Source organism: Dyella sp. 2RAB6 (assembly GCF_052115385.1).
Taxonomy (GTDB): domain Bacteria; phylum Pseudomonadota; class Gammaproteobacteria; order Xanthomonadales; family Rhodanobacteraceae; genus Dyella_D.
Genome location: NZ_JBFRGP010000001.1, coordinates 588,240 through 614,937, shown reverse-complemented (window position 1 = coordinate 614,937; position 26,698 = coordinate 588,240). Strand labels below are relative to the sequence as shown.

Annotated in this window: 21 protein-coding genes; 13 read left to right on the top strand and 8 right to left on the bottom strand. The window is 68.9% G+C overall.

The window, feature by feature from the left end; all coding sequences use genetic code 11:
• The first annotated feature begins 35 nt into the window (after positions 1–35).
• Entirely contained in the window at positions 36–821 is a 786-nt protein-coding gene (locus AB4083_RS02695) for a DUF4349 domain-containing protein (protein WP_441606205.1), read from the top strand.
• Positions 822–839: 18 nt separating this feature from the next.
• On the opposite strand, the gene AB4083_RS02690 is transcribed toward AB4083_RS02695, so the two are convergent.
• The 6 genes from AB4083_RS02690 to AB4083_RS02665 all read right to left on the bottom strand — a co-directional run bounded on the left by AB4083_RS02690 (position 840) and on the right by AB4083_RS02665 (position 8,651).
• Complete coding sequence (locus AB4083_RS02690; RefSeq protein WP_441606204.1) at positions 840–1,649, bottom strand: ferritin-like domain-containing protein; 810 nt, start codon at positions 1,647–1,649, stop codon at positions 840–842.
• A 151-nt stretch (positions 1,650–1,800) separates the two neighbouring features.
• The gene (gene purF / locus AB4083_RS02685) at positions 1,801–3,276 is read right to left on the bottom strand and encodes an amidophosphoribosyltransferase (protein WP_441606203.1); all 1,476 of its coding nucleotides are present in this window, start codon (positions 3,274–3,276) and stop codon (positions 1,801–1,803) included.
• A gap of 22 nt (positions 3,277–3,298) precedes the next feature.
• Complete coding sequence (locus AB4083_RS02680) at positions 3,299–4,060, bottom strand: CvpA family protein (protein ID WP_441606202.1); 762 nt, start codon at positions 4,058–4,060, stop codon at positions 3,299–3,301.
• Between the two features lie 20 nt (positions 4,061–4,080).
• Entirely contained in the window at positions 4,081–5,148 is a 1,068-nt protein-coding gene (locus tag AB4083_RS02675) for an SPOR domain-containing protein (protein WP_441606201.1), read from the bottom strand.
• Positions 5,149–5,261: 113 nt separating this feature from the next.
• Positions 5,262–6,533, bottom strand: coding sequence for a bifunctional tetrahydrofolate synthase/dihydrofolate synthase (gene folC, locus AB4083_RS02670; protein WP_441606200.1), 1,272 nt, complete (start codon positions 6,531–6,533; stop codon positions 5,262–5,264).
• A gap of 162 nt (positions 6,534–6,695) precedes the next feature.
• Positions 6,696–8,651 (bottom strand): acetyl-CoA hydrolase/transferase C-terminal domain-containing protein, encoded by a 1,956-nt coding sequence (locus AB4083_RS02665; RefSeq protein WP_441606199.1) that lies wholly within the window; start codon positions 8,649–8,651, stop codon positions 6,696–6,698.
• Positions 8,652–8,749: 98 nt separating this feature from the next.
• Here AB4083_RS02665 and AB4083_RS02660 point away from each other — a divergent pair, with 98 nt between their 5' ends.
• The 4 genes from AB4083_RS02660 (at position 8,750) to AB4083_RS02645 (ending at position 14,933) form a co-directional block, all read left to right on the top strand.
• Entirely contained in the window at positions 8,750–10,222 is a 1,473-nt protein-coding gene (locus AB4083_RS02660) for a phospholipase D-like domain-containing protein (RefSeq protein WP_441606198.1), read from the top strand.
• Between the two features lie 147 nt (positions 10,223–10,369).
• Positions 10,370–11,719: an exodeoxyribonuclease VII large subunit gene (gene xseA / locus AB4083_RS02655; protein ID WP_441606197.1), complete on the top strand. Its 1,350-nt coding sequence runs from the start codon at positions 10,370–10,372 to the stop codon at positions 11,717–11,719.
• 126 nt (positions 11,720–11,845) lie between these two features.
• Positions 11,846–13,489 carry an acetolactate synthase large subunit gene (locus AB4083_RS02650; protein ID WP_441606196.1) on the top strand — a complete coding sequence of 548 codons (1,644 nt, stop codon included), beginning with the start codon at positions 11,846–11,848 and terminating at the stop codon, positions 13,487–13,489.
• A gap of 13 nt (positions 13,490–13,502) precedes the next feature.
• On the top strand, positions 13,503–14,933 hold the full coding sequence (locus tag AB4083_RS02645) for an aldehyde dehydrogenase family protein (protein ID WP_441606195.1): 1,431 nt from the start codon (positions 13,503–13,505) through the stop codon (positions 14,931–14,933).
• 92 nt (positions 14,934–15,025) lie between these two features.
• Here the strand turns inward: AB4083_RS02645 and AB4083_RS02640 are convergent, their stop codons facing one another.
• Complete coding sequence (locus tag AB4083_RS02640) at positions 15,026–15,958, bottom strand: AraC family transcriptional regulator N-terminal domain-containing protein (protein ID WP_441606194.1); 933 nt, start codon at positions 15,956–15,958, stop codon at positions 15,026–15,028.
• A 180-nt stretch (positions 15,959–16,138) separates the two neighbouring features.
• Here AB4083_RS02640 and AB4083_RS02635 point away from each other — a divergent pair, with 180 nt between their 5' ends.
• Positions 16,139–17,200: an NAD(P)-dependent alcohol dehydrogenase gene (locus AB4083_RS02635; RefSeq protein ID WP_441606193.1), complete on the top strand. Its 1,062-nt coding sequence runs from the start codon at positions 16,139–16,141 to the stop codon at positions 17,198–17,200.
• 112 nt (positions 17,201–17,312) lie between these two features.
• On the opposite strand, the gene AB4083_RS02630 is transcribed toward AB4083_RS02635, so the two are convergent.
• Positions 17,313–18,731 (bottom strand): sugar porter family MFS transporter, encoded by a 1,419-nt coding sequence (locus AB4083_RS02630; protein WP_441606192.1) that lies wholly within the window; start codon positions 18,729–18,731, stop codon positions 17,313–17,315.
• Positions 18,732–18,938: 207 nt separating this feature from the next.
• Between AB4083_RS02630 and AB4083_RS02625 the strand changes: the two genes are divergently transcribed.
• From AB4083_RS02625 to AB4083_RS02595, 7 genes are all read left to right on the top strand, one after another.
• Positions 18,939–19,676: a YdcF family protein gene (locus AB4083_RS02625; RefSeq protein ID WP_441606468.1), complete on the top strand. Its 738-nt coding sequence runs from the start codon at positions 18,939–18,941 to the stop codon at positions 19,674–19,676.
• A 116-nt stretch (positions 19,677–19,792) separates the two neighbouring features.
• Positions 19,793–21,223, top strand: coding sequence for a phospholipase (locus AB4083_RS02620; protein ID WP_441606191.1), 1,431 nt, complete (start codon positions 19,793–19,795; stop codon positions 21,221–21,223).
• A gap of 108 nt (positions 21,224–21,331) precedes the next feature.
• On the top strand, positions 21,332–21,886 hold the full coding sequence (locus tag AB4083_RS02615) for an RNA polymerase sigma factor (protein ID WP_441606190.1): 555 nt from the start codon (positions 21,332–21,334) through the stop codon (positions 21,884–21,886).
• Positions 21,883–22,827: a hypothetical protein gene (locus tag AB4083_RS02610; protein WP_441606189.1), complete on the top strand. Its 945-nt coding sequence runs from the start codon at positions 21,883–21,885 to the stop codon at positions 22,825–22,827. Before AB4083_RS02615 ends, AB4083_RS02610 begins: the two co-directional genes overlap by 4 nt.
• Positions 22,824–23,417 carry an IMPACT family protein gene (locus tag AB4083_RS02605; protein WP_441606188.1) on the top strand — a complete coding sequence of 198 codons (594 nt, stop codon included), beginning with the start codon at positions 22,824–22,826 and terminating at the stop codon, positions 23,415–23,417. The genes AB4083_RS02610 and AB4083_RS02605 overlap by 4 nt, the downstream gene beginning before the upstream one ends.
• Positions 23,418–23,710: 293 nt before the next feature.
• Positions 23,711–24,820, top strand: a complete 1,110-nt coding sequence (locus AB4083_RS02600; protein ID WP_441606187.1) for an acyltransferase family protein — start codon at positions 23,711–23,713, stop codon at positions 24,818–24,820.
• Between the two features lie 83 nt (positions 24,821–24,903).
• Positions 24,904–26,676: an ABC transporter transmembrane domain-containing protein gene (locus tag AB4083_RS02595; RefSeq protein WP_441606186.1), complete on the top strand. Its 1,773-nt coding sequence runs from the start codon at positions 24,904–24,906 to the stop codon at positions 26,674–26,676.
• Positions 26,677–26,698 lie beyond the last annotated feature (22 nt).

Sequence of the window (26,698 nt, the reverse complement as noted above, 5' to 3'; positions counted from 1 at the left end):
CGCCACCTTCCCTTCGCTGACGCAAGGAACGCGCCGTGCCCCGTCTCGCATCGATCCGGACGATCGTCCTCGCCCTGCTGTTGGTGCCGCTGCTGGCGGCGTGCTCGAAGAAGCAGGAAGTCACCCCGCAGGCCGGCATCGGCGGCGAGAAGAACAAGGCCGGCGCGCTGCTGGCCTACGAGCACCGCCTCACCCTGCGCCTGCCCGCCGACACCATCGCCCCGCGACTGAACGAAGCACGCGCGGCCTGCGAGTCGGCGCGCTTCGGCGAATGCAATGTGCTGCGCATCGAGCAGTCGAGCTGGGACGCTTCGATCACCGTGCGCATCGTGCCTGGCGGCGTCGAGCCGCTGGTGGCGCTGGCCGCCAAGGGCGGCGAAGTGGGCGAGCGGGAGACCAGTGCCGAAGACCTCGCGCCCGCCGTGGCCGACAACCAGCGCAACCAGCAACGCCTGCAGGCGCAGCAGAAACGCCTGGACGAACTGGCCGCGCGCAAGGATCTGGCCGTCGCCGATCTGATCGCCCTGGGCAAGGAACAGGCTGCGGTCGAAAGCGAGCTGCAGGCGCTGGAACAGACCGCCGCCGGCCAGCAGCACCGCATCGCCACCAACCTGCTGACCATGAAGCTGCGCCGGGCCGATGCCGATACGCGCGGCTCGCGTCTGCGCGAATCCTTCAGCGGCGTGTTCGACCAGTTCGTGGATGGCCTGGCCAATGCGGTCGAGGCGATCAGCTACGGCCTGCCGTTCGTGCTGCTGGGCTTCCCGCTGCTGCTGCTCTGGCTGTGGCTGTGGCGCCGCTTCGGGCGACGCAAGGCCTGAGCACCCGGCCAGACAGACTCAATCGAGCAGGGCCAGCTCCGCCAACCGGTCCATTTCCTCGGCATCGAAGCCGGCAGCCAATCGCGCCGGCCGGTTGAACGGTCCGCGCGGCGTGCGGCCCATGTACTCGCGCAGCAGATCCAGGAAGGCCTGGCGCGGCTCCAGCCCGTCGCGCTCGCAGCAATGGCGGAACCAGCGCGTGCCGGCGGCCACGTGGGCGACTTCCTCGCGCAGGATCAGCTCGAGGATCGCGATGGTGCGCTCGTCGCCCGCGCCGCGCAGGCGCTCGATGATGCCGGGCGTCACGTCCAGCCCGCGCGCCTCAAGCACGCGCGGTACCAGCGCCATGCGCGCGGTGTCGTGATGGGCGGTTTTCTCGGCCATTTCCCACAGGCCGTTGTGCGCGTCGAAATCGCCGTAGGCATGGCCGAGTTCGGCCAGGCGGCCGCTGAGCATGTCGAAGTGGCGCGCCTCGTCGTGGGCGCAGCTGGCCCAGTCGCGGTAGTACGCCGGCGGCTTGCCGCGGAAGCGGTAGACCGCGTCCCAGGCCAGGTTGATCGCGTTGAATTCGATATGGGCGACGGCATGCACCAGCGCCGCGCGGCCTTCGGAGCTGCCGAGGCCGCGGCTGGGCACCTTGCTCGGGTGCACCAGCAGCGGACGCTCGGGGCGGCCCGGCGCACCGATCGGCTCGGGCGCAGGCGAAGCCGTATCAGGCTGCAGTTCGCCGGCCAGCAGAGCCGCCCAGGCATCGCGGGTCAGGCGCACTTTTTCGGCCGGATCGGTGGCGTCGAGGCAGCGTTTGGCGGCTTGGTGCAGGTCGGTCATAGCGAGAATTTTAAGCCCCTCTCCCGCCGGGAGAGGGGTTGGGGTGAGGGTACGGGCGGAGTAGCAAGAGTGATGTGCGCCGCTCCGGCCGAACCCTCATCCGGCTGCCGCCACCTTCTCCCGAAGGGAGAAGGATTCCAACATTGAAGACTTACGCGCTCCGGCGCGCGGCTTTGGCATCATCCGAGCGCAGCATCTCGATCTGCTCCAGATACTGCTTGTCCAGCCCGGTGATGTACTCGCCGTTGAAGCAGGAGGCGTCGAAATTCGTCAGCGACTCGTTGCCGTCCTGCACTGCCCAGAACAGGTCCTGCAGGTCCTGGTAGATCAGCCAGTCGGCGCCGAGCACCTGCTCGACTTCCTTCTCGGTGTGGCCGGCGGCGACCAGTTCGGAGGCGGCCGGCATATCGATGCCGTACACGTTCGGATAGCGCACCGGCGGCGCGGCGGAGGCGAAGAACACATTGCGCGCGCCGGCGTCGCGGGCCATCTGGATGATCTGGCGCGAGGTGGTGCCGCGCACGATCGAGTCGTCCACCAGCAGCACGTTCTTCTTGCGGAATTCCAGCTCCACCGGATTGAGCTTGCGGCGCACCGATTTCACCCGCTCGCCCTGCCCCGGCATGATGAAGGTGCGGCCGATATAGCGGTTCTTGACGAAGCCCTCGCGGAACGGCACGCCCAGCGCCTCGGCCAGCGCGCTGGCGGCGGTGCGGGCGGTGTCGGGGATCGGGATCACCGCCTCGATGCCGTGGTCCGGACGCTCGCGCAGGATCTTCTCGGCCAGCTTCTGGCCCATGCGCAGGCGCGCCTTGTAGACCGAGACGTTCTCGATCATCGAATCCGGACGCGCCAGGTAGACGTACTCGAAGATGCACGGCGCGTGCGTGGCGCCCTCGGCGCACATGCGGCTGAACAGCTGGCCGTCGACGCTGATGAACACCGCCTCGCCCGGCGCCAGGTCGCGCAGGCGCTTGAAGCCCAGGATGTCCAGCGCCACCGACTCCGATGCCACCGCGTACTCGCGGCCTTCGGCGGAAATGCGCTCGCCCAGCACCAGCGGGCGGATGCCGTTGGGATCGCGGAAGGCCAGCAGGCCGTAGCCCAGGATCAGCGCCAGGCAGGCGTAGCCGCCGCGCGCGCGGGCGTGCATGCCGGCCACGGCCTTGAAGATATGGTCGGGCGTCAGCGCCATCCGGTCCTGGATCTGCAGTTCGTGCGCCAGCACGTTCAGCAGCACCTCGGAGTCCGAATCGGTATTGATGTGGCGGCGGTCGTCCTCGAACATCTCGCGCCGCAGCGCCTCGGTGTTGACCAGGTTGCCGTTGTGCGCGAAGGCGATGCCGTAGGGCGAGTTCACGTAGAACGGCTGCGCCTCGGACGAGCCTTCCGAGCCGGCCGTCGGATAGCGGCAATGGCCCAGGCCGATGCGGCCGCCCAGGCTGTTGATCGCGGTCTGGTTGAACACGTCGCGCACCAGGCCGTTGCCCTTGTGCAGGCGCAGCCGCGCGCCCTCGACGGTGGCGATGCCGGCCGCGTCCTGGCCGCGGTGCTGCAGCACCGTCAAGCCGTCATAGAGGGCCGATGCCACCTCGGTGGTACCGACGATGCCGATGATTCCGCACATGGTTCTGCTGCCTGTAAGTGCTTTAAGGATTCGTGGTCTGGCGCGGGGCGGCTTCCACTGCCTTGGGGTCGCGCGCGGCGTTCATCGCCGCAGGGTCGTGCGGGACCGGCGCGTCCACGCCCGGCGCGCGCGCTGCGCTGCGCGCCGGTGCGGGCGCCAGGCCCTGCAGTGCTGCCGGCAAGCCTTGCAGCTGGCTCGGCAACGGGAATGATGGCAGCGCACTGGGCAACTGGGTCGGCAGCCGCAGCTCCGGCAGCTTGTCCGGCAGCGACGGCAGCTGGTCCATCGCCGTCGAAGGCTGCTGCAGGAAGCGCCTGGCACTGCTCGGCACCTGCTGGTTCAGCCAGCCGGCGACGCCGGTGAACTGCGGCAACAGCGCCGATTGCTGCCACCACGGATCGCGCGTCAGCGCGGTAAGGCTGACCAGGAACACGCCCACCGTCACCACCAGCACGCCGCGCGCCAGGCCGAACAGCATGCCCAGCAGGCGATCCGTGCCGCTCAAACCGGTGCCCTGCACCAGCCTCGCCACCAGGAACCGCACCACGATGCCGAGCACCAGCACGCCGACGAAAGTGGTGGCGTAGCCGGCCGCCAGGCGCGCCGAGGGCAGGTTGATCTTGTTCGCGTACAACTCCGCCACGTGCGGGCCGAAGGTCCAGGTGATCCATGCCGCGGTGACCCAGATCAGCAGGCCCAGGACCTCGGAAATGAGGCCGCGCCACAACCCGATCAAGACCGAGATGCCCAGTACCGCCAGAATGATGTAGTCAGCCCAGTTCATGGCGGTGCCGGTCTCGATGCTCAGGGCGCGGAGACGACGTTGCCGGCGAGGCCGAGCTTGCTCTTGATCTGGTCGCGCACGCGCAGCGCATCGTCGCGCTGGGTCTGCGGGCCGGCGCGCACGCGCCACAGCTGCTTGCCGCTGGCGTTGACCGTGTCCACGTAGCCGTCGAAGCCGTTCGAACGCAGCTTGTCGCGCAGCGCGGTGGCGTCGGCCTGGCTGCCCATCGCGGCGACCTGCACCGCCCAGCCGCCCGCGCGGGCGGTGGTGGCAGCAGCGGTGGCGGCCGGCTTGGCGGCGCTGGGCGCCGGGGCGGCCGCGGCAGCCGGCGCGTCGTCCTGCGCGGGCGTGCTGGCGCTGCCTTCGAGGCGGGCCGGCGCGCCGGGGATGCTCTGGGTGATCTTCAGGCGCGCCGCTTCGGCGGCGGCACGGGTATCGAACGGGCCGGCGGTGACCAGGGTCAGCTGCTTGCCGGCCTGGTTCAGCGGCCGGCTCGCCACCGGATAACCCAGGGCGCGCACGCGCTGCAGCAAGCTTTGCGCGCTGGCAGAGGAGGCGTAGGCGCTGAGATTGAGCGTGAAGCGGCCGTGCGCCGCGGTCGCGGCCGGCAGCTCGGCGGCGGGGGCTGGCGGGGCGGCGACGGGCTTGGTCTGCGCGGGAATCACCGGCTGCTGTGCGGCCGGCTTGGGCGCCGGCGCGGCGGCCTGGTTCGGGATCACCGGCTGGCCGGGCGAGCCCGGGCGGGTGACCGTGGTCGGCGCGGGCGGCTGGCCGGCGGCCGGGTCGGTCTCGACGTCGCGCGGACGGTTGGAACCGATCTCCACCGTGGCCAGCTTGTCGCCGGCAGCCGGGGTAGCGGCCTGCCCGGCGGCCGAGGCGGCCGGAGCCGGCGCGGCGCTGCCGGCCGGGGCGGCGCCCGGGGTCAGGCTCATGGTGCGCGTCTGCAGGTCGCGGTCCGGGGCCGGCGGGATGGCCAGGCTGACCGTTTCGTCGCCACCGGTGCTTGGCGGCGTGCTGGAAAAGAACATCGGCACGAACAGAACCGCCAGCGCGAACAGGACGGCGGCACCCAGCAGACGTGTTTTCAAGACAGGCTCCAAGGCAGCAAAAAGCGCAAACACCAAACGGCGAGATTATACCTGACGTCGGCGATCCCCCATGCGAGCGCCGCGATGACCGTTCCGGGGCGCGCGCCGCGCGTTCAGTTCTGCAGCACCGCCGCGGCGACGAAGAACGAGCCGAAGGCCAGGATCCGCTCGCCGGGCAGCGCCCCCGCACGCGCTGCGGCGAGTGCGCCATGCACGTCGGCGTGAAGATCGAAGGTGGCGTCCGGCAGCGCCTGCTGCAATTCCTTGCGCAGCGCCTGTGCCGGCAGGCCACGCGGCGTGTCGCGCTCCAGACCCGCCAGATGCCAGTGCCCGATGCGCTCGCCCAGCGCGGCGATCACGCCGCCCACGTCCTTGTCCGCCAGCGCGCCGTACACCGCATGCACGCGTCCGCCAGGATGGGCATCCAGCCATTCGGCCAGCGCGCGCGCGGCCTGCGGGTTGTGGCCGACGTCAACGATCAGCGCCGGATCGCCGCCCAGCGCCTGCAGCCGCGCGGCGACGGTGGCGCTCTTCACGCCCGCCGCGGCCGCGGCGGCCAGTTGCGCTGCCGGAATGGGCGCGTTGGCGCCGCGCGATGCGTGCAGCGCGGCGATCGCCGCGGCGGCATTGGCGTATTGCACGGGTGCGGCCAGCGCGGGGTCGGGCAGCTCGAACACGGTGCCGTCGCGATGGCGCCACGTCCAGCCGTGCGCACCGCGTTCCACCGCGAAATCCAGGCCGGCCCGCTCCACCTGCGCACCGAGCGCGGCCAGCGCATCCAGCAAACCTGCCGGCGGTGCACGCTCGCCGACGATCGCTGGGCGCCCGTCGCGCGCGATCCCCGCTTTCTCGCGGCCGATGCTGTCGCGGTCGTTGCCCAGCCAGTCCATATGGTCGAGGTCGACGGTGGTGATCACCGCCACGTCGGCGTCAACGATATTGATCGCATCGAGCCGTCCACCCAGGCCCACTTCCAGCACCGCCGCGTCCAGCTCGGCGCGCGCGAACAGATCCAGTGCCGCCAGCGTGCCGAATTCGAAATAGGTCAGCGCAATCTCGCCGCGCGCCGCCTCGATGCGCTCGAAGCTGTCCACCAGCGCCTGGTCATCCGCGTCCTGGCCCTCGATGCGGATGCGCTCGTTGTAGCGCAGCAGATGCGGCGAGGTGTAGCAGCCCACGCGGCGGCCGGCGGCGCGCAGCATCGCTTCGAGCATGGCCACGGTGGAGCCCTTGCCGTTGGTGCCGCCGACGGTGACGATCCAACGCGCCGGCGCCGGCGCGCCCATGCGCCGCCACACTTCGCGCACGCGATCCAGGCCCAGCTCGATGCTGCGCGGGTTGACGCCTTCCTGATAGCTCAGCCACTCGGCCAGCGTGCGCGACATGCGGGGGTTCCCGCTCAGGGATTCGGTGGAGGACATAGAGCGAACCGGTGCCGGCATTCGGGCGCAAGAGAGTAACGCCTAGCTTGGGGTGAGCGCAGCGAACCCCAAGCGGCCTCGCGCGGCGGCCTCGCGCGGCGGGCGGCATGTCGCGGTTCGCTGCGCTCAACCCGGCTTGCGTGCCGTTTTCCGCAAGGCCACCGCCACCAGCCGCCGCAGCACGCGCTCCTGCAGACTGCCCTGCCCGACCAGCTCCATCCGCACCAGCGCCTCGTCCTCGCCGTGCGCCGGCTCGCCCGGACGGAACAGGGCGCGCAGCAGATCCCAGCGCCCGCGCCACGATCCCATCCTGGACTTCAACCAGCCCAGCGCCGGCACCAGCCGCTGCTCCACCTCGGTGAAATCGCTGCCGAACGGGAACGCCGGAAACAAACCCTTGCGCTCCATCGGCGCCAGCATCTCGCGCAGATGTTCCGGCGTATTGAGCCGCCACTTGCCGGGTATCTGGAAATCCGGCGAGAGCTTGCCGGCCGCCTTGGCCTCCGCGCACAAGGCATCGAGAAAGCGCGCATCGCTGATCGCCAGCATCGCTTCCACGCATTCGTTGTCGGACTTGCCGCGCAGGTCGGCCACGCCGTATTCGGTGACGAACAGGTCGCGCAGGTGCCGCGGAATGGTGCAGTAGCCGTAGTTGAAACGGATATTGGTCTCCACCGTGCCGCGCACCTTGCGGGTGGCGCGCAGCAGCAGGGCCGAGCGGCCGTCCGGCAGTTCGTGCGCCATCGCCACGAAGTTGTACTGCCCGCCCACGCCGCTGACCACGCGGCCGTCTTCCAATCCGTCCGACACTGCCGAACCCAGCAGGGTCGCCATCATGCAGGTGTTGAAGAAGCGCGCGCCGCGCCGCTGCAGCGAGGCCAGCGCCTGGTGGTTGCCATATAGCTGGTTGACGTTGGAGACGCGGCACATGTCGATCGCGTCGGGATCGGCCGCCTCGGTTTCATCCAGCCAGCGGTACAACTCGCGCGTGCCGAGAAAGAACGCGCCGCGCAGGTAATGTCCGCCGGGCGTTTCCGCCGCCAGCCGCCCCGCCGCCGCCGCGCGCTCCAAGCCCAGGTTGTCCCAGCTGCGCCGCCGCAGGATGCCGCCGCGCTGCAGATGCATGAAACCGTCCATCACCATTTCGCTGGCGCCGTACAGGCCAGTGTCGAACGGTGCCAGGCCGCCGAAGCGCGCGGCCAGCGCGTGGGTGGCGCCGCGCGGGTCCAGCGCCACCAGCGCGCGGCGCCAGTGCACGTTGTCGCGCTGGCGCAGCAGCAGCGCATGCACCAGTGCGTCGGACAGCGCGCCGATGCCGATCTGCAGGCAACCGCCATCCTTCACCAATGCGCTGGCGTGCAGGCCCAGCGCGTATTCGGCCAAGTCCACCGGCTGGCGCGGCAGGGCGAACAGCGGCGTGCTGGTTTCCGGTTGCAGTTCCAGGTCGAAGAAACTTTCCGGCACTTCGGCATGGCCGCTGAGATAAGGCAGGTCCGGATGCACCACGGCGACGCACAGCGGCCGCGGCCGGCCGGCGGCCTTGGCCTGGTCGAGGAAATCCAGGGTCAGGTCCGGGTTGCACGACAGGCTGTAGCGCACGCCTTCCGGCGTCTCGCGGCGCGCCACCAGCTGCACCAGCAGGTTGATGTCCTGCACCACCAGGTCGCGCGCGACGTGCGTGTAGTTCTGGCTGATGTAGTTGCGCTGCGCGCTGCCCGATTGCAGCAGCGCGCCGGACTGCATGTAGAACTCGTGCACCGCCACGTTCGGCGGCAAGGCATTGCGCGCCTGGTCCAGCGCGTATTGCGGGTCTTCCGCGTCGAGGCCGAAATGGCGGTCGAGAAAGGGTTTGGCGAAGCGCTCTTCCAGGCCCGGCTGCGGCCGCGGGCGGGTCAGCGACAAGGCGGTGTACAGCGTCATCGAGCGCGAGCCGTCGGCCTGGGTCAGCCGGTACAGCGCGTTGAGCAGCCCATGCGGCTTGCCCAAGCCGAGCGGCGCGGCGATGCGCAGATCGGGCCCCAGCCGTTCGGCGATCTGCCGTGCACAGGCTTCCGTGTCGGTACGACGTTGCTCGGGCGTCATGGGCGCGGAGCATGCCAGAAACGCGGCGCATGCTGCATCGCCTCGCTTCATGCCGCCTTCACTCGGGCCAGCTGCACTCACCGTGGCGGTCACAGGCCATGCCCTACACTGCCGGCATGAACTTTGCCGCGTCCCCGAGCTCACCCACCCGGCGCCTGGCCGAACAGGCGCTCAGCCGCGCCGCCGGCGCACCGCTGCTGCCGGGCAATCGCATCGACCTGCTGATCGATGCGGCCGTGCACTTCGAAACCTGGCTGGCCGCGATCCGCGGGGCGCAGCGCCGCGTGCTGCTGGAGAACTACATCATCCGCGACGACGCGGTCGGCCGCGCCTTCCGCGACGCGCTGGTGGAACGCGCTAGGGACGGGGTCACCGTCGCCGTGGTGTACGACTGGATGGGCTGCCTCGGCCAGTCGCGCGCCAGCTTCTGGGCACCGCTGCGCGCCGCCGGCGGCCAGGTGCGCACGTTCAACCCGCCGCAGCTCGGCCAGCCGTTCGGCTGGATCAGCCGCGACCACCGCAAGCTGCTGGTGGTCGACGGCGAGGTGGGCTTCCTGTCCGGCGTGTGCATCAGCGAGAAGTGGCTGGGCGACCCGGCGCGCGGCATCGCGCCGTGGCGCGACACCGGCGTGGCGCTGCATGGCCCGGCGGTCGCGGAACTGGAACTCGCCTTCGCGCAGAGCTGGTCCAGCATCGGCGAGCCGCTGCCGGAGTTTCCGCTGGCGCCAGTGCAAGCGGCTGGCGAAGTGGCGCTGCGCGTGATCGCCACCCAGCCGGCCACCGCCGGCATGTACCGCATGGACCAGCTGATCGCCGCGATGGCGCGCAAGACGCTGTGGCTGACCGACGCCTACTTCGTCGGCGTCGCGCCGTACGTGCAGGCGCTGGCCTCGGCGGCCAAGGACGGCGTCGACGTGCGCCTGCTGGTGCCGGGCAGCAGCGACATTCCGGTGGTCGCCGGCATGTCGCGCTCCGGCTACCGGCCGCTGCTGAAGGCCGGCATCCGCGTGTTCGAATGGAACGGCTCGATGCTGCACGCCAAGACCGCGGTGGCCGACGGCCAGTGGGCGCGGGTGGGTTCGTCCAATCTCAATATCGCCAGCTGGCTGAGCAACCGCGAGATCGACGTGGCGGTCGAAGACGCCACCTTCGCCCAGCATCTGGCCGCGCAGTACGAGCAAGACCTGGCCAACGCCACCGAGATCGTGCTCAGCCCGCGCCCGAACCGGCCGAACCGGGACCGCGTCAGCGCCTCGGCCCGCCCGCCGCGCAGCGGCCGCATGGGCGGCAGCTCCAGCCGCGCCGCCGCCGGCGCCCTGCGCATCGCCAACACCATGGGCGCCGCCCTGACCGACAGCCGGGTGCTGGGCGACACCGAGACCGGCCCGCTGCTGGCCGGCACCGCCGCGCTGCTGGTGCTGGCGGCGATCGCCATCCTGTGGCCAGCGGTGGTCGGCTGGCCGATCGCGGCGCTGGCGGCGTGGTTCGCGCTGAACTTCGGCATCCGCGCCTGGCGGGCGCGGCGCAAGCACCAGCAGCGCCTTGCCGCGACGGACGAACAGGACGCGTGAACTGGCGTAGGTTGGGGTGAGCCACAGGCGAACCCCAACGTTGTCGCACCTTTGGGGTTCGCCTGCGGCTCACCCCAACCTACGCCTCAACACTTTCCGGCAACCCCATGACAGCCCTGCGGTTCGTGCGCTAGTCTCCCGCTTTCCATGCACGCCCCCGACGCTCCCTCGCCGCCCTCGCGGCACATCCTCACGCCGAGCTCGCTCAACCGGCTGGTGCGCGACCTGCTGGAGGATGCGCTGCCGCTGGTGTGGATCGAGGGCGAGCTGTCCAACGTGGCGCGGCCGGCCTCCGGGCACCTGTACTTCACCCTGAAAGATGCCAACGCCCAGGTGCGTTGCGCGATGTTCCGCCCCAAGGCTGCCTCGCTGCGCTTCCGTCCCGTCGACGGCACCCACGTGCTGGTGCGCGCCCGGGTCGGCCTGTACGAACCGCGCGGCGAGTTCCAGCTCGTCGCCGAACATATGGAACCGGCCGGCGAAGGCGCGCTGCAGCGCGAGTTCGAACAGCTCAAGGCCCGGCTCGACGCCGAAGGCCTGTTCGACCGCTCGCGCAAACGCCCCCTGCCCGCCTTCGCCCGCCGCATCGGCGTGATCACCTCGGCCACCGGCGCCGCCGTGCGCGACGTGCTGAGCGTGATGTCGCGCCGCTGGCCGCTGGCCGAAGTCGACGTGCTGCCGGTGCCGGTGCAAGGCCGCGAAGCCCCGCCGGCGATCGTCTCGATGCTGCGCCGCGCCTCCGCCAGCGGCCGCTACGACGTGCTCCTGCTGACCCGCGGCGGCGGCTCGCTGGAAGACCTGTGGGCCTTCAACGACGAACAGGTCGCCCGCGCCGTGCACGCCAGCGCCGTGCCGGTGGTGTCGGCGGTGGGCCACGAAGTGGATTTCAGCATCGCCGACTTCGTCGCCGACCTGCGCGCCCCCACCCCCTCGGCCGCCGCGGAACTGCTGGTCCCCGACGCCCAATCTATCGACCGCCACCTGCGCCAGTTGCGCCAGCGCCTGGCAACCTTGCAACAACGCCGCCTGCAGGCCCTGATCCAACGCACCGACCACCTGCTCGCCCGCCTGCAAGCCCAACGCCCCCAAGCCCGCCTGCTGCGCGACCGCGAACGCCTGGCCCACCTGCGCCACCGCCTCAGCGCCGCCATGCGCGAAACCCTGCGCGAAGACAGCCGCGCACTGGAACGCAAGCACGCCCGCCTGCTCACCCAGCATCCGCGCCAACGACTGCCGCTTTACACGCAACAGTTGGCGCAACAGGAACGCCGCCTGCACCAGGCCATTGCGCGCGTCCTCGAACGCCACCGCGCCAGCCTCGCTCAGACCGGTCGCGCCCTGCACGCCATCAGCCCCCTCGCCACCCTCGAACGCGGCTACGCGATCCTGTTCGACGAACAGGGGCGCGTGATCCGCACTGCCTCCAACGTGGCGCCGGATGCACGCGTGCGGGCAAAGCTGGCGGATGGCGAATTGAAGCTGCGCAACGAGCCGTAAGCGCACGGGCCGGTTGATCGAATAACAGCCCACCACAATTCGTCTAAGCGACAGCCCCCCACCTCACACCTTTTGAACGACAACGAGCGCATCCTGCCCGGCCATCTCCCGATGGAACGCCAATGCATGAAAGCTGCTGCGTTGTTCGTCAAAGCCCTCGAAGCCGAAGGCGTCCGTAGAATCTTCGGCGTCCCCGGCGAAGAAAACCTCGACTTCGTCGAATCCCTGCGCAACTCCCAGATCGAACTGATCGTCACCCGCCACGAGCAGGCCGCCGGCTTCATGGCCGCCACCTGGGGCCGGCTCACCGGCGAAACCGGCGTCGCGCTGTCCACCCTCGGCCCCGGCGCCACCAACCTGGTCACGGCCGCTGCCTACGCCCAGCTCGGCGCCATGCCGATGCTGATGATCACCGGCCAGAAACCGATCCGCACGCACAAGCAGGGCCTGTTCCAGCTGGTCGACGTGGTCGACATGATGCAGCCGCTGACCAAGTACACGCGGCAGATCGTCTCCGCGCCGACCATCCCCGCGCGCGTGCGCGAAGCATTCCGCCGCGCCGAAGAGGAACGCCCCGGCGCCGTGCACCTGGAACTGCCGGAGGACATCGCCCGCGACGAAGTGGACGAAGCGATCCTGCTGCCCACCGAATACGCGCGCCGCCCCTCGCCGGACGACGCCGCGCTGGTGCAGGCCGGCGAGGCGATCACCTCGGCCAGGCACCCGATCCTGATGATCGGCGCCGCCGCCAACCGCCAGCGCACCGCGGCGGCCCTGCGCGCCTTTATCGACAAGCTCGGCATCCCGTTCTTCACCACCCAGATGGGCAAGGGCGTGGTCGACGAGGATCACCCGCTGTGGCTGGGCAACGCCGCGCTCTCCGACGGCGACTTCGTGCATCGCGCGATCGACGCCGCCGACGTGATCGTCAACGTCGGCCACGACGTGGTGGAGAAGCCGCCGTTCTTCATGCACAAGGGCCGGCGCACCGTTATCCACATCAACTTCTCTTCCGCCGAAGTGGACACGGTCTACTTCCCGCAGATCGAAGTGGTGGGCGACATCGCGCACACGGTCGAACGCCTGACCGACGCGCTGACGCGGCAAGCACACTGGAACTTCAAGTACTTCGACAAGGTGCGCGAAGCCTTCCATCTTCAACTCGCCGAACACGAGAACGACCCGCGCTTCCCGATCCATCCGGTGCGCCTGGTGGCCGATACGCGCCGCTACATGCCGGACGATGCCGTGCTGTGCCTGGACAACGGCATGTACAAGATCTGGTACGCGCGCTACTACCGCGCCCGCCAGCCCAACACCGTGCTGCTGGACAACGCGCTCGCCACCATGGGCGCCGGCCTGCCCTCGGCGATGGCGGCCAAGCTGGTGTATCCGGAGCGCAAGGTGCTGGCGATCTGCGGCGACGGCGGTTTCATGATGAATGCGCAGGAGCTGGAAACCGCGGTGCGCCTGAAGATGGACCTGGTGATCCTGCTGCTGCGCGACGACGCCTACGGCATGATCCGCTGGAAGCAGGCGGAGATGGGCTACGCCGACTTCGGCATGCAATTCAGCAACCCGGACTTCGTCAAGTTCGCCGAAGCGCACGGCGCGCACGGCCACCGGCCGGAAAGCGCCGATGCCTTCCTGCCCACCTTGCAGCGCGCGTTCGAACAGGGCGGCGTGCACCTGATCGACCTGGCCATCGACTACAGCGACAACCACCGCATCCTCAACGAAGAGATCCGCCGCCTCAGCGCGGCGGTGTGACCGGAGCGCCTTCATGCTTGAGAAAAAGTATCCCTATTACCTGGCCAACAAGGCGCAGACCTCCAAGGAATGGATGGACGTGCTGGACAAGTACAGCGGCAAGGTGGCGACGCGCGTCGCCGTGCCCGACGCGAAGGCGATGGAACAGGCGATCGCCGCGGCGGTGAAGGCCACCGAACCGATGCGCCAGTTCAAGCCCTGGGCGCGCCAGGCGGTGCTGCAGCATTGCGCGCAGCGCTTCACCGAGCGCCGCGACGAACTGGCCTACGCGCTGTGCGTGGAAGCGGGCAAGCCGATCAAGGATTCCGCAGGCGAAGTCACCCGCCTGATCGAGACCTTCACCATCGCCGCCGAAGAAGCGGTGCGCACCAATGGCGAAACCATCAACCTGGAAATCGCCAAGCGCCTGGACGGCTATCACGGCTACACCAAGCGCGTGCCGCTGGGCCCGGTGTCCTTCATCACGCCCTTCAACTTCCCGCTCAACCTGGTGGCGCACAAGGTGGCGCCTGCGATCGCCGCCGGCTGTCCGTTCGTGCTGAAGCCCGCCGAGCGCACGCCGATCGGCGCGCTGATCATCGGCGAGGTGCTGGCCGAGACCGACCTGCCCAAGGGCGCGTTCTCCATCCTCAACCTCGACGGCAAGCATGCGTCGCCACTGGTCGAAGACCCGCGTTTCAAGCTGCTGTCCTTCACCGGCAGCCAGATCGGCTGGGACCTGAAGACCCGCGCCGGCCACAAGAAGGTGACGCTGGAGCTGGGCGGCAACGCGGCTTGTATCGTCGATGCGGACCAGCAGCCGCGGCTGGATCATGTGATCGAGCGGCTGGTGTTCGGTGCGTTCTATCAGTCGGGCCAGAGCTGCATCAGCGTGCAGCGCATCTACGTGCATGAAAGCCTGTACGACGAATTGAAGAAGCGCCTGGTCGCCGCGGTCAAAGCTTTGAAAGCCGGCGACCCGAAGAAGAAGGAAACCTTCCTCGGGCCGATGATCGACGAAGCGGCCGCCGAGCGGTTGCATGGCTGGATCGAGGAAGCGCGCAAGGCCGGCGGCAAGCTGCTGTGCGGCGGCAAGCGCAAGGGGCCGATGCTGGAAGCGACCTTGATGGAGAACGTCTCGCGCGATGCGAAGGTCAACCGGCAGGAAGTGTTCGGGCCGTTCGCACTGCTGGCGCCGTTCAAGACCCTCGATGAAGCGATCGCGATGACCAACGATTCCGACTATGGCCTGCAGGCGGGCATCTTCACCGACAGCCTGGCCAACGCCATGCGCGCGTGGAACGAGTTGGAGCAAGGCGGCGTGATCGTCAACGACGTGCCGAGCTTCCGCGTGGACAACATGCCGTATGGCGGCATCAAGCTGTCCGGCGCGGGGCGCGAAGGCGTGCGCTATGCGATCGAGGATATGACCGAGATTCGCCTGATGGTGATGCGCGAGGGCTGAGCGCAACTCTCGCGTAGGTTGGGGTGAGCCGCAGGCGAACCCCAACGATGCGATACGTCCAATGTTGGGGTTCGCCTGCGGCTCACCCCAACCTACGCCACGCTCGCTTCCACCCTCAACCGCACCACATCCCGCAGCGGCGGCGCGCCGAAATGCCGGCTGTATTCGCGACTGAACTGCGACGGGCTTTCGTAGCCCACGCGATGCGCGGCGGTCGCCACGTCGCAACGCTCCGTCAACAACAACCGCCGCGCCTCCTGCAGGCGCAACTGCTTCTGGTACTGCAACGGGCTCACCGCCGTCACCGCCCGAAAATGGTGATGCAGCGACGAGGTGGACATATTCACCTGCGCCGCCAACTCGTCGATGCGCAGCGGCCGATGGTAGTGCTCGCGCAACCAATGGATGGCGCGCGCGATCTGATGTCCCTGGCTGCCCGCCGTGGCGATCTGCGCCAGCCGCGCACCCTGCTCGCCGGTCAGCAGGCGATACAGCAGCTCGCGTTCGAGCAGCGGCCCGAGCACCGGCAGGTCCTCGGGCTGGTCCAGCAGGCGCACCAGCCGCAGCACCGGATCGAGCAGACCGCCGTCGATCGCGCTCAAGGCGATGCCCCGCGAGGAAGCCGCCGGCGTCCGCGGCGCGCGCACCTCGGGCAACAGCTCGCGCAGGCGCTGCAGGTCGAAGCGCAGCTTGAGGCACAGGCACGGTTCGTCCGGTTCCGCGCGCAGCACCTGGGCGAGCACTGGCATATCCACCGAAGTAAGCAAATACCGGCCGGGCTCGAACACCAGCGCCTCCTGCCCCAGCACGATCTGCTTGGCGCCGCGCAGGGCCAGGCCGAAGCTGGGCTCGTACAAGGTGCAGATGGGCGTGCTGGTGGAGTCGGCGCGGAACACCGTCAGCGGCGCCCAGGGGGTGTCGTGGGTGCCTTCGGTGGGGGCGTATCGTTCAATCAGCGCTGTCAGATCCTCGCAATCCTGCTGAAGCTGCGCCGGGATCGATTCATATAAAGGCTTGTACTGCATGGGTTTGTACCGGAAAGCGATAGGCCAATCTTGCCTATTTCTACACCTTCTGGCGAGCGCCGCCCAAGCACTTTGCAGGATCGGGCAACGATCTCGCAGTATCCGGCTAACCCCGCGCAGGGGTGGCGGCCCATACTTTTCAGGTCACCAGCCACCCTAATGACCGAGGAGCATGTCCCCATGGCCCTGACCATCCAAGGCTACGCCGCACAGTCCGCCACCACCCCGCTGGCAGCGCACCGTTTCGAGCGGCGCGATCCGCGCCCGGACGACGTGGTGATCGACATCCTGTATTGCGGCGTCTGCCATTCCGACATCCACCAGGCGCGCAACGAGTGGCACAACAGCATCTATCCGATGGTGCCGGGCCACGAAATCATCGGCCGCGTCAGCGCGGTCGGTGCCGAGGTAAGCAAGTTCAAGGTCGGCGACATGGTCGGCGTCGGCTGCATGGTCGATTCCTGCCAGCACTGCGACGCCTGCCACAAGGGCCTGGAGCAGTACTGCGTCGAAGGCGCCACCTGGACCTACAACGGCATCGACCGCCGCGACGGCATGCCGACCTTCGGCGGCTATTCCGAACGCATCGTGTCGTCCGACAAGTTCGTGGTGAGCATCTCCGACAAGCTCGACCCCAAGGCCGCCGCGCCGCTGCTGTGCGCCGGCATCACCACCTGGTCGCCGCTGCGCCACTGGAAGATCGGCCAGGGCAGCAAGGTCGCCATCGTCGGCCTGGGCGGCCTGGGCCATATGGGCCTGAAGTTCGCCAAGGCGATGGGCGCCGACGTCACCCTGTTCACCCGCACGCCGGACAAAGAGGCCGAAGCGCGCCGCCTGGGCGCCGACCACGTGGTGCTGTCCACCGATCCGGCGCAGATGAAAGCCGTGTCGCGCGCGTTCGACTTCATCCTCGACACCGTGCCCAGCCCGCACGATCTCAACCCCTACCTGGAAACGCTGAACATCGACGGCACGCTGTGCCTGGTCGGCCTGCTCGAGCCGATCGAGCCGGCCGTGGCGGCGCACAACGTGGTGCTCGGCCGGCGCTCCATCGCAGGCTCCGGCATCGGTGGCATCGCCGAAACGCAGGAGATGCTGGACTACTGCGCCGAGCACGGCATCGTGTCGGATATCGAGATGATCGACATCCAGAACATCAACCAGGCGTACGAGCGCATGTTGAAGAGCGATGTGCGGTATCGCTTCGTGATCGACCTGGCGTCGTTGAAAAAGTCCGCGTAACGCCCGGCGTAGGTTGGGGTGAGCCGCAGGCGAACCCCAACAATGCGATGCGCCCGATGTTGGGGTTCGCCTGCGGCTCACCCCAACCTACGCCATGCATGGAGGTGGGGTTTCAGCGCCCCATCTCCTCCAGCTCCATTCCCTTCGTCTCCCGCACCGCCTTCACCACGAACACCAGCGACAGCAGCGCGAACAACGCATACAAGCCGTAAGCGAAGCTCAGGCCCATTTCCGACAGCACCGGAAAACTGCTGGTAATGATGAAGTTCGCCACCCACTGCGCCGCCGCAGCCACTGCCAGGGCGATCGCGCGAATGCGGTTGGGGAACATCTCACCGAGCAACACCCACACCATCGGCCCCCAACTCAGGCCGAAAAACACCACATAGGCATTGGCTGCCACCAGCGCAACCATGCCCCACGGCGCCGGCAAACTAAGCGCCGCGCCGCTGCCCGCAGCCTGCGAGAAGCACCACGCCATCAGGCCCAGCGTCACCGCCATGCCGGCCGAGCCGATCGCCAGCAGCGGCTTGCGCCCGATGCGGTCGACCAGCGCGATCGCCACCAGGGTCACCAGCACGTTGACCACCGAGGTCACCACGCTGATCGAGAACGCATCCGACTCGCTGAAGCCCACCGAATGCCACAAGGTGGACGAGTAATAGAAGATCACGTTGATGCCGACGAACTGCTGGAACACCGACAGCAGGATGCCTACCCACACCACCGGCAGCAGGCCGGCCATCGAGCCGCGCAGGTCGCGCAGGCCGGGGCGGTATTCGGAACGCAGGCTCTGCGCGATGTCGTTGAGCTTGTGGTCGAGCGCGTGCTCGTCGTGCAGGTCGAGCACCTGGCGCAGCACCTGCTTCGCTTCGTCCATGCGCCCCTTGGCCACCAGATGCCGCGGCGATTCGGGCACGCCCAGCACCAGCGAGCCATAGATCAGCGCCGGCACCAACGCCACCAGGAACATCCAGCGCCACGCTTCCAGGCCCAGCCATAGTTTCTGCGCGGCGCCACCGGCGGTGCCGGCCAGCCAGGCATCGCTCAGCAGCGCAGCGAAGATACCCAGCACGATCGCCAGCTGCTGCAGCGAACCGAGCCGCCCGCGCACGTAGGCCGGCGAGACTTCGGCGATATAGGTCGGCGCGATCACCGAGGCCATGCCCACGCCGATGCCGCCGACCAGCCGCCACAGCACCAGGTCCCATACGCCGGTCACCAGTCCCGAACCCACGGCGCTCAACGCAAGCAACACCGCCGCCACCTGCATGGTGCGCACGCGCCCCCAGCGGTCGGCCAGCGGGCCGGCATACCAGGCGCCCAGCGCCGAACCCAGCAAGGCGCACGACACCGCGAAACCGATGCTTCCTGCGCCCAGCCCGAAATTGCCGCGCACCGCATCCACCGCGCCGTTGATCACCGCGGTATCGAAACCGAACAGAAATCCACCCAGCGCTGCCGCCGCGGCGATCAGCACCACCCGCGCCGTCGCGCGGCCCTCCCCTTCGACCATCTGCACTGCCTTCATGCTGCGGCGCTCCCCTTGCCGTGTGTCGGAAATAAAACCTGGCCGATTCTGCGTTGCATGCGCAGGCGGCGCGGATGAATACGTATGCAGCATTTGCTGCCGCGCAACACGTTTTACCTACCGATCCAGCCGCCATGCGCGCCACGGCCATGTGCGCCGGTTAAGCTGCGCAGCTTCCCCGTGCATTGGAATGAACCGGTGTCGCTGATCGTACTGCTGTTGCTCTGCCTGCTTGCTTATCTAGGCCGCCGCAAGCGTCCGCGGCTGGCCCGCACCCTCGGCCTGCTCGCGCTGCTGCTGGTCTTCGCCGTCGGTTGCGGACCGGTGCCGGGCTGGCTGATGCGCGGATTGCAGGGCGATTACGCCAGCGCACCGTCGTTCAACTGGGGCGCGCGCAACGCGATCGTGCTGCTGGGCGCGGGCAGCTTCAAGGACGCGGCACACGGCACGCTGGAACCGAGCTTCTTCGCCAACGGCCGCATTCTCGCGGCGGTGGCGCAATACCAGTCCTGTCACCTCGCAGGTGGCGATTGCAAAGTACTGGCGAGCGGTGGCGACCCGCAGGGTAATGGCGCGCCCGAGGCCGCGGTCTATCGCGACGCACTGGTCCGCGCTGGTGTTCCTGCTGCCGACGTACTGGTGGAAGAGCGCAGCCTGAGCACCTTCCACAACGCTCAATACAGCAAGCCGATGCTCGACGCGTACGCACCGCAACGCACCGTACTGGTGACCTCCGGCCTGCATATGCGCCGCAGCCTGCTGTACTTCGACCACTTCGGCATCGAGCCGACGCCGGTGCGCGGGGATCTGGTCGAGCCGCTGTGGTCGTTCTATCCGTTGTCTTGGAATTTCACGGTGACGGATGCGGCGCTGCATGAGTATGTGGGGATTGCGCGGTTTCACGTGTACAACGCGCTGGGTTTGAATGCGCCGAAGCTGAAGTAACCTCGAACCGATGACTGCGCCCACGGGGCGCGGCCAGTCGCAGGAAGCGCGACGTCTGGCTGGCATCATGCATGTATGGCGGCGCGCTCATCCCCCCACTGCAGGACCCGAAGCCCATGACCACCCTCGTCTTCGTCCACGGCTGGAGCGTCACCAACACCTCGACCTATGGCGCCCTGCCGCAGCGCCTGCAGCAGCAGGCCGCCGCGCAAGGCATGGGTGTGCGCATCGCGGACCTGTGGCTGTCCAAGTACGTGAGCTTCGACGACTCGGTCACCATGGCCGACCTGGTGCGCGCGTTCGACCACGCGCTGCGCGACCTGCATCTGGACGGCCCCAGCTTTGCCTGCGTCACGCATTCCACCGGTGGGCCGCTGGTGCGCGAATGGTTGCGCGCGCAGCGCGAACGGCCTGGCGCGTTCAGTACGATCCGGCTCACCCATCTGGTGATGCTGGCGCCGGCCAACTTCGGTTCGGCCCTGGCGCAGCTGGGCAAGGGGCTGCTGGGGCGGATGCGCTCGGCGTTCAATGACGTGGAACCCGGGCAGCGCATTCTCGATTGGCTGGAGCTGGGCAGTCCGGAGTCGCTGTCGCTCAATGTGGATCACATCCACGGCGCGGACCTGGCGGACAAGGGGCAGTTCCTGTTCGTGCTGGCCGGCGACCGTCCCGACCGCGCGATGTACGACCACGTCAACAGCTACACCGGCGAGGATGGCTCCGATGGCGTGGTGCGCATCGCTTCGGCCAACCTCAATGCATCGCATGCGGTACTCACCTGCAAGAGCAGCGGCGCCGATGCGGACGTGCTCGGCCTCAATCTCGTACATGCGCCACGCTCGGCGTTCAAGCTGATTCCCGGCGCGTCCCATTCGGGCGAAACGCAAGGGATCATGACGGCTGCGCCCGCCGCCACCATCGACGCGGTGCTGCGCTGCCTGCACGTGGCGGATCGCCAGGGCTACACCGCCCTGTGCGACGCCTTCGATACGGAGAACCTGCAGCGCGACGGCGACAAAGTGGAACTGGAGCCGGTCGGCCCGTTCCCGCCGCGCGTGCATATCCACGATCCGCGCAGCCTGCTGATCGTGCGGCTGACGGACGAAGCGGGCGAAGCGCTGCCCGATACACGCTTCCTGCTCGCTGCCGGCACGCCGGCCAATCCCGACTGGATGCCGCGCGGCTTCATGCTCGACCGCCAGGCCAACAGCCGCGCGCCGGCGGTGATCTCGTTCTTCCTCGATTACTCGCTGCTGGCCGGCGATTCGCGCGTGGCCGACCCGCGCAACAGCCGGCAGACGCTGCGGCCGGTGATGGACGGGCGCCGGCCGTATACCGCGCAGATCCAGCCCACCCTCGTCACCGGCCTGGTCCATCACCTGCCCGCCTCGACGGTGGACGACCTGTTCGGCGCCATGGGTCCGCACCAGACCACCGTGCTGGACGTGATCCTGCCGCGCAAGGTGCACGAGGGCGTGTTCCGCCTCACCCAGAACCTGGCGCCCGAGGATTTCCGCAAGACCGACCCGGGCGCCGTGATCGGCTGAGCCAACCCCGCCGCCCGCGCGGCGGCGTTGCATCCAGCGATGACCACCTGCGCGCCCGCCCGCCCCGCCGCTTACCCGCGCGGCCGATTTCGCTTACCCTCGCCCGCCATGGATACCGCGGTGGACGAGGACGCGACGTTGATGCTGGCCTACGCGCAGGGCGACCTGAGCGCGTTCGAGGCCCTGTACGCGCGCCACCGCGGCACGCTGTACCGCTTTCTGCTGCGCGCCTGCCGCCAGCCGGCGGTGGCCGACGATCTGTTCCAGGAAACCTGGAGCCGCGTGATCGCCGCGCGCGAGCGCTACCAGCCGCAGGCGAAATTCACCACCTGGCTGCTGCAGATCGCGCATAACCTGCTGGTCGACAGTTATCGCCGCAAGCGGCCGACGCTGGATGGCGAGGCTGGCGAACTGGCGATCGCGCAGGCGGAAGCGCCGGCGCAGGAACAGCCCGAACATGCGCTGTCGGATTTCGAACAGCGCCGCCGCCTGCAGCGTGCCATCGAGCAATTGCCGGACGAGCAGCGCACCGCCGTGCTGCTGCGGCTGGAACAGGAACTGAGCCTGGAGGACATCGCCGAGGTCACCGGCGTCGGCCGCGAAACAGTGAAATCGCGCCTGCGCTATGCCATGAACAAACTGCGCGAGCAGCTGGCCGAATGAATACGCATCTTCCCCCCGACGACGACAACGATCTCCCCGATAACGGCCGCCTGCCCGGCGAAGACGAGCTGGGCGCGCTATATCGCAAGCTCCCGCGCAAGGAGCCCGGCCCCGCGCTGGATGCAGCCGTGCTGCGTGCGGCGGCGCAAGCCGTGCGCGCCGAGGTGCCGGCCGCGGCTTCGCTGCGCGCATCGAAGCGGCCGCGCTGGCCGATCGCCCTGGGCAGCGCCGCGGTGCTGGTGCTCGCGGCCGGACTGGGCTGGCGCATGCGCGACATGCCGGCGAGCGTGCCGGCCGCGCAGCCGGGTGCGGTGACCGTGACCACGCAGGAAGCGGCGAAGTCGGCGACTCCCGCGGTTGCGGCGGCGCCGTCGGCCATGGAAGAAGCGCAGGACCGTGCGACGGAAAGCGCCGTCCCGTTACCGGCGAAGATCGCCCCTCCACACCTGGTGACGACCAGGGTTCGCCAGGCCGACAACGCGATGGCGAAGCGCGCCGCTCCCGCAGCGGAAGCCTTGCAGAACGCCCCTGTGCAAGAGCAGGCCGCGAACGCCGCCGCATCGATCGCCATGCCACCACCGGCCGCCGCCGATCAGGCCGCTGCAGGCGAGCTGCGCGCGTACGCACCGTTGCGCACGGAACCGGTCGCCCAAGCAGGCTATGCCGCCAAACCGCAGGCCCATGCGGAGCGGGCGGTCGAAGCCGCACCGAGCATAGTGGCGACCCCCGCGATGGCGCCCCCACCCCCGCCCGCAGCGCCACCCGCCGCCGACACCGAGCGCAACGCGCTGGACACTCCCGCGCAGGAACTGGACAAGATCCGCCGCCTGCTCGCCGAACAGCATCGCGATGAAGCGCGCCAGCGCCTCGCCGACTTCCATCGCGACCATCCGGACTACCCGCTGCCCGACGACCTGCGCGCGCTGCTGCTCACGCCATGAGCGTGAGCTACACCCTCGCCGGACCGTGCCAGCACCTCGAAGAAATCAAGAAAAGCCGCTTCCTCGCCCAGGCCGCACCGGTCGATTCGCCGGACGCGGCGCTGGCCTTCGTGCGCCAGATAAGCGATCCGGACGCCACGCATAACTGCTGGGCTTACCGCATCGGCCAGGACTATCGCTTCAACGACGACGGCGAACCCGGCGGCACCGCGGGGCGGCCGATCCTGCAGGCGATGGAGGGCCAGGGCATCGACCGCGCCGTGGTGGTGGTGACGCGCTGGTATGGCGGCGTGAAGCTCGGCGCCGGTGGGCTGGTGCGCGCCTATGGCGGCACGGCGGCCGAATGCCTGCGGCTGGCCGAACGCGTGGCGATCGTGGCGATGGCACGCCTGGGCTTGCACTGCGAATTCGCGGAGCTGGCCTTGCTGAAGGCGCGGCTGAAGGAGTGCGAGGCGCAGATCGACGAGGAGCGCTTCGGGGCCGATGGTGTCGAACTCGAACTGCGGCTGCCGGAAAGCCGTGTGGCAGAAGTGCAGGCGCGTATTGTGGACATCACGCGTGGGCGGGCGGCGGCGCGACGGTTGGACTAAAAGCTTGAGCCCCTCTCCCGTCGGGAGAGTGGTTGGGGTGAGGGTACGGGCGGAGTCGGATGCTCCACTTCGCCCGTACCCTCATCCGGCTGCCGCCACCTTCTCCCGGAGGGAGAAGGATTCCAGTGTGGAAACTGAAAAATGGATGGGGAGTTTGCGCACAACACGCTTCACCCGCGCCCACGCACGCCTCGCCGATTGCCCGCAAAACGCCACAGCCAATCGCTTGCCACGGCCTCGGCAGCTTCGCAGAATCGCGTTCTTTCGCACGCCGCATTCAACGGATTGACTTCATGCACCGCCTGCCCGGCCTCGACCTGCTGCGCGCCATCGCCATCGTATGGGTGATGCTGTTCCACTCCTTCCTCATCGGCGGCCTTGGCGACGGCTGGAGCTGGCTGGAAGACAACGGCTGGGCCGGGGTGGACCTGTTCTTCGTGCTCAGCGGCTACCTGATCGGCTCGCAATGGCTCAAACCGCTGGCCGACGGCAAGGCCCCGGCATTCGGACGCTTCTATCTGCGCCGCGCCCTGCGCACGATGCCGGCCTACTTCGCGGTACTGGCGGTGTACTTCGCCCTGCCCTCCGCACGCGAGGCGCCGGGCATCCAGCCGCTGTGGCAGTTTCTCAGCTACACCATCAATTTCCTGATCGACTACCGGCACAACCAGGCGTTCTCGCACGTGTGGTCGCTGTGCGTGGAAGAACATTTCTATCTGCTGTTCCCGCTGCTGGCGTGGTGGGTGGCGCGGCGCGGTTCGGTGCGCGCATTCGTCGCGCTGTGCGTGCTGCTGCTGGCCGGCGGCATGGCGCTGCGTGCGTGGCTGTGGCTGCACATGGGCGAGCGTCCGTTCGTCGAGGTCATCTACTACCCGACCTGGAACCGGCTCGACGGACTGCTCGCCGGCGTGGTGCTGGCGGCGCTGCAGGCGTATCGGCCGGAGCTGTGGGCGCGGTTGCAGGCCAGGGCCAATGTCGCGCTGCTGGCGGGCCTGGCGCTTACCGGCGCCGCACTGGCGATCTTCCAGGACCGCGCCGGCCTGCTCGCTTCGGTGCTCGGCTATCCGCTGCTGTCGTGGGGCCTGGCCCTGATCGTGTTCGCCGCTGCCAGCCCGGCGTGCTGGCTGGGCCGCCATCGCGTGCCGGGTGCGGCTTGGCTGGCGCTGATTTCCTACAGCCTGTACCTCGATCACAAGCTGGTCTTTCACGCGGTGCAGACGTGGCTGGTCACGTATCCGCAGATCCACGGCATGGCGGCGTTCGGGTTGTATGCGGCCTGCGTGCTGGCCGGCGGCGCGCTGCTGCACTACACGGTGGAAGCGCCGTTCCTGCGCCTGCGCGACCGCCTGCACCAGCGCGACGTGGCGCGGCGGACGCTGGCCCCGACCTCGGCGGGCGCATGAGCGTCACCCTTTTCGCCATCGCCATGTGATTGAATCGCCGGCTCGGGCCCCAATCTCCCTTCGGTCCAGACCCGGCGAACCCCATGAGCGAATCCCAGGCGAACGAATCCTCCCCCAAGCGCCGGCTCGGCGCCCTGCGCCAACTCTGGCCCTTCCTGAAACCGCACCGTTCGCTGGCGATCGGCTGGCTGGTGTTCCTGGCGATCTCCTCCGGCTCCACCCTGGTGCTGCCGATGGCGGTCCGCCACATGATCGACCAGGGCTTCGGCGCCTCCAACGCGGCGACCATCAATCTCACCTTCCTGGGCCTGTTCGGCGTGGCGCTGGTGCTGGCCGCGTCGACCGCGGCGCGCTACTTCTGCATCACCCTGCTGGGCGAGCGTGCGCTTGCCTCGATGCGCTCCAAGCTGTACGGGCATGTGATCCGGCTGGACGTGGGCTTCTTCGAGCGCAGCCGCGTCGGCGAACTGATCTCGCGCCTGGGCACCGACACCGAAGTGGTGCAGGCGCTGATCGGCTCAGGCATCTCGGTCGCGCTGCGCAGCATGGTGACCCTGGTCGGCGCGGTGGTGGCGATGGTGTGGACGATCCCGCGCCTGGCCGGCTTCACCGCCCTGGTGATCCCCGCGATGATGCTGCCGATCATGCTGTTCGGCCGCCGCGTGCGCAAACTCTCGCGCGCCAGCCAGGACCGCCTGGCCGACGCCGCCGCGATCGCCAACGAAACGCTCAACGCCGCGCCCGCGGTGAAGGCGTATGCGCGCGAGGACATCGAGAGCACCCGCTACGGCAGCGCCATCACCCGCGCGCTGGCCACCGCGCGCAAGCGCATCGGCACGCGTTCGCTGCTGACCGCCGCGGTAATCGTGCTGATGTTCGGTGCGATCACCCTGGTGCTGTGGATCGGCGCGCGCGACGTGCTGGCGGGCGACCTGACGCCCGGCCTGCTGAGCCAGTTCGTGCTGTACGCGATCTTCGCCGCCGGCTCGGTCGCCGGCCTGGCGGAAGTGTGGGGCGACGTGCTGCGCGCGGGCGGCGCGATGGAGCGCATCGGCGAGCTGCTCGGCGAACGCGCCGAAGTGACCAGCCCGCCGCAGCCCCAGGTGCTGCCGAAGCCGGTCAGCGGCGCGCTGCGTTTCGAGAATGTGGGCTTCCATTATCCCAGTCGCCCCGACGCACCGGCGCTGCACGACTTCGACCTGCACATCCGCCCCGGCGAGACGGTGGCCCTGGTCGGCCCTTCCGGCGCCGGCAAGAGCACCGTGCTGGCGCTGCTGCTGCGCTTCTACGACCCACAGGACGGCCGCATCACGCTCGACGGCGTCGACTTGCGCGCGCTGGCCCTGCCGGACCTGCGCGGCGTCATCGCGCTGGTGCCGCAGGAGACGGTGATCTTCAGCGGCACCGCGGCGGACAACATCCGCTTCGGCCGCCAGGACGCCAGCGACGACGAAGTGCGCGATGCCGCGCGCGCCGCCGAGGCGAACGAGTTCATCAGCGCGCTGGAGGGCGGTTATGGCTCCGAGCTGGGCGAGCGCGGCGTGCGCTTGTCCGGCGGACAGCGCCAGCGTGTGGCCATTGCACGCGCGATCCTGCGCGATGCGCCGCTGCTGTTGCTGGACGAGGCGACCTCGGCGCTGGATGCGCAGTCGGAGGCGGCGATCCAGCAGGCCCTGGAGCGGCTGGAGAAGGGGCGCACCACGCTGGTGATCGCGCATCGCCTCGCTACCGTGCAGCGCGCCGACCGCATCGTGGTGATGGATGGCGGACGCATCGTGGCGCAGGGCACGCATGAGAGCCTGCTGGCGGAAGGTGGGCTTTACGCGGAATTGGCGAAGCTGCAGTTCGTCGCCTGAGCGATGCATCGATGCAGGTTGG